Here is a 12,962-nt window from a genome sequence, read left to right on the forward strand (position 1 = left end):
CGCTCTCTGTTCGAGGACGGGACGCACAGGCACCTCACCGTCGATCTGGTCGACTGATGCGGGAGCGACCACAGAGGCGCCCGCGGGCGAGCGGCCCATGATCCGCAGCCGCCTGCTCGCGGTCGACGGGATCGTCGGGTTCGGCCTTCTCCCCGCCGGTCAGCCCCTGGCCGATCGGTCGTCAGGAACCGCCCGCCGTCGTCGGCGTCAGCCGGCCGGAGCGGGGGCCTGCGGGGCCGTCCCGGTGCTCAGCTGCACGCCGACCACCGACCCCCGGTCGACCTGCGTCCCCGCGGCCGGAGAGGTACCCGCGACGGTGGCGACGGGCTGCGTCGAGTCGACTTGCGAGGTCGGTCCCGGAGTGAGGCCTGCCGCGGTCAGCGCCTGCGACGCTGCATCGCCGCTGCGCCCGCCGAGATCGGGAACCGTGACCTGCGGTGCCGCGATCGTCGACGGATCCGCCGGCGGGAAGTCCGAGCCGCCGTACCGGGAGTCGATCGCCGTCATCAGCGGCTTCCAGATGCGATGACGCGCCCCGGGTGCCCAGCCGCTGTCGAAGTCGACCGTGTCGAGGTTGATCCGCGAGCCGTCCTCGCGCGCCGAGATGCTGCCTACCCACACGGCGAGAGCGGTCTCGGACGAGGCCCCCAGCGCCCACGTGTCGGCGGAGTTGTCGGTCGTACCGGTCTTGGTGATGTGCTGGATCCCGTTCTTCGGGTCGTCCTCGGTGCCCGTGCCCTCGGCCGTCACTTTGAGCATCGCGTACTGCATGGCCGCGGCGACCTTGGTCGACACCGCCCTGGTGCATGTCGATGCGACCGGCTCGATCTCGCGCCCGTCCGCTCCGACGATCGCGGTGATCGCCACGGGTGTGCACGTGGTGCCGTCGTCGGCGATGCCGGCGTAGGCCGACGCCATCGTCAGCGGGGCTATCTCGTTGGTCCCGAGCACGGCGCCGGGCGACTGCACCAGCGCCTTCCCATCGGCCCGGTGCACGCCGAACGCTTCGGCCTGCTTGCGGATCTCGCACTGGTCGAGCAGGTGCGACATCCCCGTGAAGCCCGTGTTGAGCGAGTACACGGTGGAGTAGAGCGCCGTCTGTGTGTCGGAGTACCCGCCGTCGCCCGCGTTCTTGGGGTTGTAGGAGTCGTAGTTCCAGGTGCCCTCGCAGCTGTCGGCGAAGCCCGTCCAGTTCTTCGGCTTCGAATCGAACTGCTCGAGCAGGGTGTGCCCGCGGTCGAGCCACTCGGCGAGCGTGAAGACCTTGTAGGCCGAACCGGTCTGGAACCCGTTGCCCCCGCCGGCGGAGGCGTCGACGTTGAGGTTGATCGCCGAGTACTCCGGTCCACTCGCGATCACGTCAGGATCCTGGCTGTAGGTCTTGTTCTGGACCATCGTCAGGATCTTCCCCGTCCCGTTCTGCACAGCGACCGCGGTCGCTCCCACATCGAACCGCGGGTCGGAGGAGGGCACCTGCTGGTCCATCAGCTCCTGCGCCGTCTCCTGCAGATCGAGGTCGATGGTCGTGTACACCGTGATCCCGCCCCGCTTGATGGCGGCGTAGCGCTCATCGTCGGTTGCGCCGAGCGCGGGGTCGTCGCGGAGCTCGTGCATCACGTAGTCGCAGAAGTAGGCGGCGCTCCCCGCAGTCTGGCAGCCGGTGGAGGGAGGAGTGATCTCGGGCGTGATCGCCTCGGCGGTCGCTGAGTCGTGCGCCGCCTGGTCGAGCGTCCCGGCCTCGAGCATGCGGTCGAGGATGTAGTCGCGCCGCTCCCGCGTCTGCGCGTAGCCGTTGGCCTCGCCGTTCTCGACGTCGTCCGGCCGGTCGAAGCGGAACTTCTCGGGATTGTTGACGATCGCCAGGAGGGCGGCCGACTGATCGACCGACAGGTTGGCCGCCGGGATGCCGTAGTAGTACTCGGCTGCGGCTTCGATGCCGTAGACGGTGCCGCCGAAGAGCGCGATGTTGAGGTAGCCGAGGAGGATGTCGTCCTTCGTCGACACCTTCTCGAGCCCGATCGCGAGGCGCATCTCCTTGAGCTTGCGCTCGGCGGTCGTCGCCGTCGCCTCCGCGTAGGCCCGGTCGCGCTCGGCCTGATCGGTGATCGACTCGGCCTTCTGCACGAGCACGTTCTTCACGTACTGCTGCGTGATCGAGGATCCGCCCTGCGTGTCGCCGTCGAGGAGGTAGGTGCTCGCGATCGCACGCAGCGTGCCCTGCAGGTCGATGCCTCCGTGGTCGTAGAAGCGCGGGTCCTCGCTCGCGACGAGCGCGTCCTTCACGGCGTCGGCGATCCGATCGGCCGGCACCTCGATCCTGTTCTGGTCGTAGAAGGAGGCGAGCAGCGTCGGATCCTCGGGGTCACCCGCATAGACGTCGCTCTTCTGCATCAGCTGCCCCACCTCGAGGTAGCTCGGCAGCGACTGGAACGCCGAGATCGTGCCGGACGTCGCCGCTCCGGTCAGGGCTGCCGCCGGCGCCACGACCAGGGAGGCGAGCAGACCCGCGATGACGCTGACGATCACGAATCCGACCAGCGCGCCGACAGCCCCGTGGACGGTTCGACGGGGCTGGAAGACGGGGACGTTCGGTCGCTTCAGGATGGATCCTCTCGCTGCACCAGCACCCTAGGCGAGGCCTGAGACATCGGTGCCGAGGCGCGCGCGCCGTGTCGCAGCCCACGGTCACTCCCGCTGGTCCGCGCCGTCGATTCCTCGGGGCGCGGCCGTGCCGCCTCGCCGTCCGGAGCCGTTCGCGACGAGTGAACCGCGACGGCATCCCGACTGCCTCGGCGTCCGGGCGTCAGCCCTCGATCAGGTCGCCGTTGATGTCCGAGACGTCGTGCGGATTGATCGGCGCCGTGCCGTTGCTCACCTGCAGGGGGATGATCGCGCCCTTGAGGGCCGTCTTCTCGGCGGAGGGCGTCGTCGAGACCACCGAGCCCTCGGGGATCGACGCCGAGCCGACCGCCTCGGTGAGGCCGACCGAGAAGCCGGCCGCGGTCAGAGCGGACGTCGCGTCGGCGACAGTCCTGCCCGAGACGTCCGGGACCTCGACGAGGGTCCCGCTGCGCGGCGAGGAGGCGAGCATCGTGGCGGGCGGGTCGATGAAGTCGTCGCCGCCGTACTTCTGGTCGAGTGCCGTCATGATCGGCCTCCAGATCGCGTGACGGGCGTCCGCCGCCCGGATCGAGCCGCGCTCGCCCGTCAGTGTGGTGAAGCGCAGGTTCTGCTTCGAGTTGTCCGAGAAGCCGTTGATGCTGCCCACCCAGACGGCCAACGAGGTCGCTTTGCTGGCGCCGGCTGTCCACACGTCGGCCGCCTCATCCGTGGTGCCGGTCTTGCCGATGTGCTCGATGCCGTCGCGAGGATTGGAGGCGGTTGCCGTTCCCGAGGTCATCACGCGCTGCATCGCGTACTGCATCCCGTGCGCCACCTCGGGGGTGACCGAGGCACGGCACGAAGCCGGCGGAACCGCGACGGACGCGCCGGTGCTGTCGGTGATCCGGTCGATGACGACGGGCGCGCACGTCGTCCCATCGTTCGCGATGCCGGCGTACGCGTTGGCGATCGTCAGGGGAGCGATGCCGTTGGTGCCGAGGACCGCGGCCGGCCGGCTGTCGAGCTCCTTCCCGTCCGCCCGGTGGATGCCGAACGACTCCGCCGTCGTGCGGATGTCGCAGACGTCCAGCTTCTGCGCCATCCCCATGAAGCCGGTGTTGATCGAGTTGGTCGTCGACTGGAGGGCGTTCATCGAGGCGGCGTCCTCGGAGGCCACATCGTTCCGCGGGGCGAATCTGGTGGGGTAGACGCCATCGTCAGCGACGCTGCATTTCTGCGGGTACGACGCGAACCCCGACGTCGGCGACGGGAACGACTCGTTGATGGTGTGACCCGCCATCAGCCACTGCGCCAGGGTGAACACCTTGTAGGTCGAGCCGGTCTGCACTCCGGAGCCGCCGCCCATGTTCAGGTCGACGTTGAGGTTGATCGCGCTGTACCCCGGGTTCGCGGCGAGGAACTGCTCGTCCTGGCTGTACTTGGTGTTCTGCACCATCGAGAGCACCCGGCCGGTCTTCGCCTCGACGGAGGCGGCGGTGGCACCGACCTCGAAGCGCGGGTCGACCGGGGGGATGTAGGCGTTCAACGAGGCCTGCGAGACCTGCTGGATGTCGAGATCGAGGGTGGTGACCACGTCGAAGCCGCCCTGGCGGATGCGCTGGAAGCGCTCGTCGTCGGTCGCGCCGAAGGCATCGTCGGTGCGCAGCACATTGAGCACGTAGTCGCAGAAGTAGGCGGCGTCACCGGCGGTCGAGCAGCCGGTCGACGGCTCGGTGATCGTCGGGGTGATCGGCTCGGCGACCGCGGCGTCGTGAGTGGCCTGGTCGATGCGCCCGTGCTTGAGCTCCTCGGAGAGGATGTAGTCGCGGCGCTCCTTGGTGGCGGCGTAGCCGTTGGCGGCTCCGTTGTCGGGGTCGCCCGGGTTGTCGAAGCGGAACTTGGCCGGGTTGTTCACGATCGCCAGGAGCGAGGCGGCCTGTGACGTGGAGAGCTGGCTGGCGGGGATCCCGTAGTAGTAGTTCGCTGCGGCTTCGATGCCGTAGACGGTGCCGCCGAAGAGCGCGATGTTGAGGTAGCCGAGGAGGATGTCGTCCTTCGTCGCCTCCTTCTCGAGCCCGATCGCGAGGCGCATCTCCTTGAGCTTGCGCTCCGGGGTCGGCGCGGTCGCCTCGTCGTAGGCCTTGGTGCGCTCGGCTTCGTCGGTGATCGACTCGGCCTTCTGCACGAGGACGTTCTTGACGTACTGCTGCGTGATGGAGGAGCCGCCCTGCAGGTCTTCGCCCGTCAGTGTGACGGCGATCGCACGGAGGGTGCCCTGGAGGTCGATGCCGCCGTGCTCGTAGAAGCGGGGGTCTTCGCCGGCGACCGCGGCGTCCTTGGCGGACTGCGCGACGTCGTCCCAGCCGACCTCGACGCGGTTCTGGTCGTAGACGGAGGCGAGCAGCGTGGTGCCGTTGCTCGCGTAGATGTTGGTGCGCTGCATCAGCTGGCCCACGTCGAGGTAGCCCGGCAGATTCTGGAACATACCGATCGTGTTGCTCGTCGCCAAGCCCGTGAGAGCGAGGGCCGGAGTGACCCCCACCGTGATCAGGACGCCCGCCACGGCACTCATCCCGATGAACCCCATGACGGCCCGCAGTGACATCCCGAGCGGCCGGACCGAGCGGCGGGATGCAGTGGGGAGTGCCATGGAGCGGTCGTCCTTTCGACGCGGCGCGACCGCCGCGGAGGTGCTGAGGGAGGGTGGCGAGAGCGCCGCGAGCATTCGCGCGATCCCCCGGCTTGATGGTACGTGACACACGTGCCCGCAGGGCGTCCTCCTCTGGGAGGAGATGCGAGCTGGCGGGCGATACGTCGCCGAGGCGCGTGCGCCGGGCTGCCGTCGGATCGATGCGTCCGTATCGTGGTCTGTGCGCCTCCTGCACGGGGCGTTGCAGCACCCGCTCCACCGCACCGTTCCCTCCACCGCTCCGGGGCCCCGGAGCGGTCGGCCCCGGCAGAAAGCGCACACCATGGCACGCATTCACGACGACGTGACCCAGCTCGTCGGCAACACTCCTCTCGTCCGCATCAACCGACTGGCTGGAGCCGATCGGGCGACTGTCCTCGCCAAGCTCGAGTTCTACAACCCGGCCAACAGCGTGAAGGACCGCATCGGCGTCGCGATCGTCGACGCCGCGGAGGCCTCGGGCGAGCTGCCCCCGGGCGGCACGATCGTCGAGGGAACCAGCGGCAACACCGGAATCGCGCTCGCGATGGTGGGGGCCGCGCGCGGCTACAGGGTGATCCTCACGATGCCCGAGACCATGTCGGTCGAGCGTCGGGTCCTCCTGCGCGCCTACGGAGCCGAGATCGTCCTGACTCCGGGCGGCGAGGGGATGCGCGGAGCCGTCGACAGGGCGCGCTCGATCGTCGACGAGACTCCCGGTGCGATCCTCGCCCGCCAGTTCGAGAACGCCGCCAACCCCGAGGTGCACCGTCGCACCACCGCCCAGGAGGTCTGGGAGGACACCGACGGCGAGGTCGACGTCTTCGTCGCGGGGATCGGCACCGGCGGCACCATCACCGGCGTCGGTCAGGTGCTCAAGGAGCGCAAGCCCGGCGTGCAGATCATCGGCGTCGAGCCGATCGACTCGCCGCTGCTCACCCAGGGCACGGCAGGTCCGCACAAGATCCAGGGCATCGGCGCCAACTTCGTGCCCGCGATCCTCGACCGCGAGGTCTATGACGAGATCATCGACGTGACCCTCGACGACTCCGTCCGCGTCGCCCGTGACCTCGCCGCGCAGGAGGGGATCCTCGGCGGCATCTCCTCCGGCTCCATCATGTGGGCCGCTCTCGAGGTCGCCCAGCGTCCGGAGAACGCCGGCAAGACCATCGTCGCGATCGTCTGCGACTTCGGCGAGCGGTACATCTCGACCGTCCTCTACGAGGACCTCCGCAGCTGAACCGCCCGGGAGTGCCCGGGCTGCCCCGGCTCGGACGCGGTCCGAGGCGCCGCAGCCCGGTCGGCGGTCGCCAGCCGGGTGTGCTCGGTCGGCTGCGGGAGGACGTCCGCACCGTTCGTGAGCGGGATCCCGCCGCGCGCGGTGCGGTCGAGGTGGTGCTCGCCTACCCGGGTGTGCACGCGGTCTGGGTGCACCGGGTCGCCCACGCCTGGTGGCGGCGCGGGCTGCGGCTCCCCGCGCGGCTGCTCAGTCAGGCGGCGCGCGCGGCGACGGGAGTCGAGATCCACCCGGGCGCAACGATCGGCCGCCGCCTCTTCATCGACCACGGCATGGGAGTCGTGATCGGCGAGACCGCGCGCATCGGCGACGACTGCGTGCTCTACCACGGGGTCACGCTGGGCGGGACGTCGGTGCGGCGTGAGCGGAGGCACCCGACTCTCGGCGATCGGGTGGTGGTCGGCGCGGGCGCCGTCGTCCTCGGGCCCGTGGTCCTCGGCTCCGACGTGAGAGTCGGGGCGAACGCCGTGGTGGTCGAGGACGCCCCTGATGGCGCTGTGCTCGTCGGCATTCCGGCCCGTGATCCGCGGGCGACGGGCCGGGCGGAGGGTGCGCTCGCCGACACCGCGTTCTCCACCGGCCCGGAGGTCTCCCCCTAGTCGTCGCTGCGCGGCGTGATGTCGCGGGGGGCGCTTTTGATCTGTGCGAAGGCGTCGAGGGCGTGTGCCCGTGTCTGCTTCAGGTCGAGGATCGGCGTCGGATAGCCGCCGCCGGTCAGCGTGTCCGCGAGGGTCCAGGGCTCGTGCACCGCTGTGCCCTCGACCTCTGCGAGTTCCGGCACGTTCAACCGGATGTAGCCGCCGTCCGGATCGAACTTCTTCGACTGCGTGACCGGATTGAACACCCGGAAGAACGGCGAGGCGTCGGCTCCCGAGCCCGCCACCCACTGCCAGTTCGCCGCGTTGCTCGCCGGATCGGCGTCGACCAGCGTGTCCCAGAACCAGGCCTCGCCCACCCGCCAGTCCACGAGCAGGTTCTTGATCAGGAACGAGGCCGTGACCATCCGCACCCGGTTGTGCATGTAGCCGGTGCGCCAGAGCTCGCGCATCCCGGCGTCGACCAGCGGATACCCGGTGCGCCCCTGGTGCCAGTCGTCGACGGCCGCCTGGCCGGGACGCCCCCAGGGGAAGGAGTCGAAGCGCGTGTCGAAGTTCGCGGTCGCCAGATCGGGCCAGTGGAAGAGCAGGTGGTAGCAGAACTCGCGCCAGAGCACCTCCGACACGAACCGCTCGCTGCCCTCGCCGCGGTGCTCACCTTTCGCGTGCGCCTCCTCGAGCGCGTGCCAGACCTGGAACGGGCTGATCTCGCCCCAGCGCAGGTGCGGGGAGAGGTTCGAGGTGGCGTCCTGCGCCGGCCGGTCGCGCCCGTCGGCGTAGTCGTCGAGCTGCTCCGCGAGGAACGCCCGCAGCCTCGCCGATGCCGCCCTCTCTCCCGGCGTCCAGCGCTCACGCAAGCCGCCCGCCCAGTCCGGGTGCGTCGGCAGAAGCTCCCAGTCGTCGAGATCGTCGGAGGCGGTGCCGCCGGAGTGGCCGTCGAGCGAGCGGGGTCGGGGCAGCGGCGCTCGCGGAGTCGCACGAGCGCGGCAGGCGCGAGCGAACGGCGTGTAGACCGAGTACGGGCCGCCCGCTCCGGTCTGCACGGTCCACGGCTCGAACAGCAGGGAGCCCTGGTGGCTCTCTGCCTCGCGTCCGCCGTCGCGCAGCGCCTCCTTGAGGGCGGCGTCGACCGTGCGCTCGGCCCTCCCGTAGCGGCGGTTCCAGTGCACGGCTCCTGCGCCGATCTCGTCGGCGAGCTGCAGCACGACCGCCTCGGCCGGCCCGCGGCGCAGGATCAGGCGGGCGCCCAACTCCGCGAGGTCGGATGCCAGCGCCGTGAGGCTGCCGTGGAGCCACCAGCGGGAGGCGCCGCCCAGCGCCCGGATCCCCGCCGACTCCTCGTCCAGCACGTAGCAGACGGCCACAGGGCCGCCGCGGTCGATCGCCGCGCGCAGTGCCGGGTTGTCGGCGAGTCGCAGGTCGTCACGGAGCCAGACGAGGGTGGGGGAGGTGTCACTCATGGTCCTCCTCATGATCCGCGAGTCGTGGGCCGGGGCGAAGAGCTGGCCCGCCCGCGCGGTGCATGGTAGCGGAGGCGCCGTCGTGCATCAGGAGGCGGCGATGCCGTCGCGCAGCTTGTCGCACAGCGCGGTCAGCTGCCGCAGCTCGTCCTCGTCGAGGGCTCCGCCCACCTGCTCGGAGATCGTCTGCATGTGGAGGAGGGCGACGCGGCGGAACAGGGCGTAGCCCTCGTCGGTGATCGCGATGATCGTGCCGCGCGCGTCCGCGGGATCCTCGCTCTTCTCGACGTGACCCCGCGCGGCGAGGCGGTCGATCAGGCGGCTGACGCTGGGCTGCGAGAGCAGGACGTGCTTGTTGAGGTCGCGCAGCCGTGCGCGCCGCTCGGGCTGTCGGGTGAGGTTGAAGAGGACGTCGTACTCGTTGAGCGAGATCTCCTTCGAGGGGAACTCGCTGCTCAGCGCCCGCATCACGTGCACCTGAGCACGGAAGAGCGACTCCCACGCGGTCACGGCCTCTCTCGATCCCACGACGTCCTCCTCCGCTGCACCCGGGGATCCGCCTCCTGGCGCCCAGACGCCGTAGAGCCTACGCCGGGCCGTCGGCCTGCGGCGGGCGGCCCGGTCGGATGCTCCGGAACGACAGAAGGCCGGGCCGCTGAGGCGAGCGGCCCGGCCTTCATTCCCTTGCACCAAGAGTGTCCTGCAATCACTTCTTGCGCTTCGTCGCCACAGCAAACGACTGACGCTCTTGAACTATATAACGGACGGGTAACGACGCAACCGTTGTCTTCCTGGGATCTGCCTGAGGCTCCTCAGGGTCTTCGTCGACGGGCCGGGCCGAGCGCCCGTCGCGCGAGCGCCCGGAGGTGCCGCGGCTCAGAACAGGTCAGGGCTCGGCGTCGACGCGTAGCGGATGGCGACGTCGGCGTGCCGGTCGAAGCGGTAGCCGACCCCGCGGACCGTGCGGACGATCTCCTCGTAGCGACCGAGCTTGGCCCTGAGGCGGCGCACGTGGACGTCGATGGTGCGCTCGTTCGGGGCGTCCTCGTCGGCGGCGCCCCAGAGTGAGGCGATCAGCTCGGCGCGCTCGATGGTGCGTCCCTCGCGCAGGACGAGGTACTGCAGGAGCTCGAACTCTTTGTAGGTGAGCGCGGTCGTCTCGTCCTCGAGGACGACGCGCTTGCGAGAGATGTCGATGACGACGCCGCCCGGCGCGCGGTCGAGGTCGGGCTCGGACTCGGCGCGGCGCTTGGCGACTGCGGCCGGGTCTTGCAGGGCGAGTCGGACCACGTCGACGTCACGGCCGCCGGCGCCCTGAGGGGCGAGGGCGACGGAGGCGTACGTCTCGGCGTCGGGGGCGAGCTGTGCGGTGACGCGCTTGAGCTCGTCGACCAGGCGGCCGAGGTCGACTCCGGCAGCGCGGGCCTTGGCCTCGTCGATGCCGACGTAGAGGGCGAAGCCGCGGGCCTCGGTGCCCTGGGGCACGGCGCGGAGGCGGGGGGCGGCGGGGGCGGCGTCACCGACCGGCTGGAGCCGGGGGGCGTCGGTGGCGGTGGCGGAGACGGAGCGGGAGTGGAGGAGGGTCATGACGAATCCTTGGGGCTGGTCGGATCCGGGACGAGTGTCCGGGGGAGCGGATCCGGGTGTGCACAATCGAGCCGGTCCGCGGACTGCGGTCCCGGCAGGGACGGATGCGGGGCATCCAGGGGATCGTCCGCGCCTCGGACGCCCACCGATCGAGGAGATCGGCTCGATCAGGAGGATCGACGGGCGGAGGCTGTGCGGGGATCCGGCGAGGTCAGTTCCTCATGCACACATTCGACAGCACATGACGCGGCCGGCGGCCACCATCATGCCGGCATTCCCGAAGGCCTCGAGGGAGGTCAGGGCGTGCAGGGTGTCAGTCATGGTGGCAAGTAAAGCGGAGTCGAGGGCCGCGAGTCAATACTTTTCCGGGCCTCGGCAGCGCAGCGAGGCCGATCGGGGACGTCCTGCGGGGGCGTCTGCGGCTCCCGTGTCGAGGCCCGAGAGGAGGGCTCGGCCGCCTTCTCCGCAGACGGTGGGCAAGGCGAGTGGAACCCGGGACAAAGGCATATCAGTCCGAATGGGGTGCGGTCGTCGGCGACGTTCCCTGCGTCTCCGCCGGGATCGCATCCTCGGGCTGCCTGAAAGCCGGGTTCCCGCTCCGCAGCGGGTGATCGAACGGTCCTTCAGCGCGCCACTCGCCGGCGCCAGGACCGCTGCGAGACTCCTCGCGGTCGTGCACGATCCTCGTCGTCGCGCCTCCCTGTGCGCACGGTTCCCCTGACAGAGAAGGGACGTGCTCGCGTCTCGCCCGCGCGAGGACGGCCGGAGAGACGGGCCGCGAGGTGCTCAGCCGGCGAGACCGTAGAGACGGTCCCCCGCATCGCCGAGGCCCGGCACGATGTAGCCGAGCTCGTTGAGCCTCTCGTCGAGCGAGCCGAGGACGATCGTTACGTCCCGGTCGCCGAACGCCTTCTCGACGGCGGCGAGGCCCTCGGGGGCGGCCAGCAGGCAGACCGCGGTGACGTCGACCGCTCCACGGTCGAAGAGGAACTGGATCGCCGCGATCAGCGAGCCGCCGGTGGCCAGCATCGGATCGAGGACGAAGCACTGGCGGTTCGAGAGGTCCTCGGGGAGGCGCTCGGCATAGGTGGTGGGTTCGAGCGTCTCCTCGTTGCGCGCCATGCCGAGGAAGCCGACCTCGGCTGTGGGGATGAGCTTGACCATTCCCTCGAGCATCCCCAGCCCGGCGCGGAGGATCGGCACGACGAGAGGCTGCGGGTCGCTCAGTGCGAGCCCGGTGGTCCGCGTGACCGGCGTCTCGATCGTCACCGTGCGGGTGCGGACACCGCGGGTCGCCTCGTAGGCGAGCAGGGTCATCAGCTCTTCGGCGAGCTGCCGGAAGGTCGGCGACGGTGTGCGCTTGTCTCGCAGCACGGTGAGCTTGTGCGTGATTAGCGGGTGGTCGGCTACGTGGACGCGCATAAGCTCAATCTACTTGCTGGCCGGGACGCGGTCGGTGGCCCGCGAGGAGGGGTGCGATGCGTGACAGCGACCTCCGTGCCCCCCGCGGTTCCGAGGAGTGGATGGGGCTCGCGCTCGCGGAGGCGCGACGGGCCGCCGGCTGGGGGGACGTCCCGGTGGGGGCGGTGGTCGTCGACGCCGACGGCACGGTCCTCGCGCACGGGCGCAACGAGCGTGAGCTGCGCACCGATCCGACAGCGCATGCCGAGGTGGTGGCTCTGCGCGCTGCGGCCGCGGCCCGGGGCGACTGGCACCTCGACGGCTGCACCCTCATCGTCACCCTCGAGCCCTGCGTGCTCTGCGCGGGAGCGATCCTCGCGGCGCGGGTCGAGCGCGTCGTGTTCGGGGCGTGGGACGAGAAGGCGGGTGCCTCCGGCTCGGTGCACGACCTCCTTCGCGACCGGCGTCACAACCACCTGGTCGAGGTCTACCCGGGAGTGCGGGCGGAGGAGAGCTCGCGGCTCCTGCTCGACTTCTTCGCCGAGCGCCGCTGAGCCGCGCGCCTCACTCCAGCGCGTCGAGCCACTCGGACAGCGCGAGCCTGGTCGCGGCGTGCATCCGCTCGAAGCGGCCGGCGGCCACGTCCTGGCGCAGAACGGCGGAGTCGTAGCCGGCCGCTCCCGCGTACTCCGCGTCGCCCTCCAGCCACTGCGCCGCCATCGTGCTCGTCAGCTCGGGATGGAACTGCACCCCCAGCAGCCAGCCGCCGACCGCGAACGCCTCCACCTCCGAGGTCCCGGACGAGGCGAGTAGCACGGCGCCGCGCGGCAGGTCGAAGGTGTCGCCGTGCCACTCCATCACCGCGACCCCGGCGAGGTGCCGCAGAGGCGATCGCTCTCCCTCCTCGGTGAGGGAAGCGGAACGGAAGCCCACCTCGCGCATCGCCTGGGGCCGTACCGTCTCGCCGAGGGCGGTCGCGATCAGCTGCGCCCCGAAGCAGACGCCGAGGGTGGGACGGCGGTGGTACAGCCTGTCCTGGAGCAGCGCGATCTCGGGGCTGATGAAGGGGTGCCGGTAGGTCTCGGAGACCCCCGCGCTCGAGCCCAGCGTGACGACGAGGTCGGGGTCGAGGATGTCGATCGAGCCGAGGTCGGTGCCGGCGACCGCGTCGACCCTGAACCCCTGGTCGCGCAGGATCGGCTCGAGGGCTCCGAGCCCGGCACCGCGCTCGTTCACGATCGCCAGCGCCGTCCGCATCTCAGGCGCTCTCGGCGGGCGAGTGCGCGGTGGGGACCGCGCCTCCGGGGTGGGTCCGGGCGACGCCGGAGTCGTGCGTGATCCCGGGGACGCCT

10 protein-coding genes are annotated in these 12,962 nt (G+C 70.6%); 3 read left to right on the forward strand and 7 right to left on the reverse strand.

The window, feature by feature from the left end; translation table 11 throughout:
* Positions 1-207: 207 nt before the first annotated feature.
* On the reverse strand, positions 208-2,526 hold the full coding sequence (locus GSU10_RS02705; protein WP_132504788.1) for a penicillin-binding protein: 2,319 nt from the start codon (positions 2,524-2,526) through the stop codon (positions 208-210).
* A 277-nt stretch (positions 2,527-2,803) separates the two neighbouring features.
* Positions 2,804-5,251, reverse strand: coding sequence for a penicillin-binding protein (locus tag GSU10_RS02710; protein WP_158286093.1), 2,448 nt, complete (start codon positions 5,249-5,251; stop codon positions 2,804-2,806).
* Positions 5,252-5,573: 322 nt separating this feature from the next.
* Here GSU10_RS02710 and cysK point away from each other — a divergent pair, with 322 nt between their 5' ends.
* The gene (gene cysK / locus GSU10_RS02715) at positions 5,574-6,509 is read left to right on the forward strand and encodes a cysteine synthase A (protein ID WP_068212078.1); all 936 of its coding nucleotides are present in this window, start codon (positions 5,574-5,576) and stop codon (positions 6,507-6,509) included.
* An 80-nt stretch (positions 6,510-6,589) separates the two neighbouring features.
* Positions 6,590-7,165, forward strand: coding sequence for a serine O-acetyltransferase EpsC (gene epsC / locus GSU10_RS02720; RefSeq protein ID WP_068212081.1), 576 nt, complete (start codon positions 6,590-6,592; stop codon positions 7,163-7,165).
* Here the strand turns inward: epsC and GSU10_RS02725 are convergent.
* From GSU10_RS02725 to upp, 4 genes are all read right to left on the reverse strand, one after another.
* The gene (locus GSU10_RS02725) at positions 7,162-8,622 is read right to left on the reverse strand and encodes a cryptochrome/photolyase family protein (protein ID WP_068212079.1); all 1,461 of its coding nucleotides are present in this window, start codon (positions 8,620-8,622) and stop codon (positions 7,162-7,164) included. The genes epsC and GSU10_RS02725 overlap by 4 nt on opposite strands.
* A gap of 87 nt (positions 8,623-8,709) precedes the next feature.
* A complete protein-coding gene (locus tag GSU10_RS02730; protein WP_422395423.1) occupies positions 8,710-9,150 on the reverse strand; it encodes a MarR family winged helix-turn-helix transcriptional regulator in 441 nt (146 codons plus the stop codon).
* A 348-nt stretch (positions 9,151-9,498) separates the two neighbouring features.
* Positions 9,499-10,209 (reverse strand): winged helix-turn-helix domain-containing protein, encoded by a 711-nt coding sequence (locus tag GSU10_RS02735; RefSeq protein WP_132504784.1) that lies wholly within the window; start codon positions 10,207-10,209, stop codon positions 9,499-9,501.
* A 786-nt stretch (positions 10,210-10,995) separates the two neighbouring features.
* Positions 10,996-11,631 carry a uracil phosphoribosyltransferase gene (gene upp / locus GSU10_RS02740; protein ID WP_068212713.1) on the reverse strand — a complete coding sequence of 212 codons (636 nt, stop codon included), beginning with the start codon at positions 11,629-11,631 and terminating at the stop codon, positions 10,996-10,998.
* 56 nt (positions 11,632-11,687) lie between these two features.
* On the opposite strand from upp, the gene GSU10_RS02745 reads away from it, so the two are divergent.
* On the forward strand, positions 11,688-12,164 hold the full coding sequence (locus tag GSU10_RS02745) for a nucleoside deaminase (RefSeq protein ID WP_068212716.1): 477 nt from the start codon (positions 11,688-11,690) through the stop codon (positions 12,162-12,164).
* 10 nt (positions 12,165-12,174) lie between these two features.
* Here the strand turns inward: GSU10_RS02745 and GSU10_RS02750 are convergent, their stop codons facing one another.
* Positions 12,175-12,867 (reverse strand): glutamine amidotransferase-related protein, encoded by a 693-nt coding sequence (locus tag GSU10_RS02750; RefSeq protein WP_068212719.1) that lies wholly within the window; start codon positions 12,865-12,867, stop codon positions 12,175-12,177.
* Between the last annotated feature and the right edge of the window lie 95 nt (positions 12,868-12,962).

Source organism: Rathayibacter tanaceti (assembly GCF_009834165.1).
Classification (GTDB): Bacteria; Actinomycetota; Actinomycetes; order Actinomycetales; family Microbacteriaceae; genus Rathayibacter; species Rathayibacter tanaceti.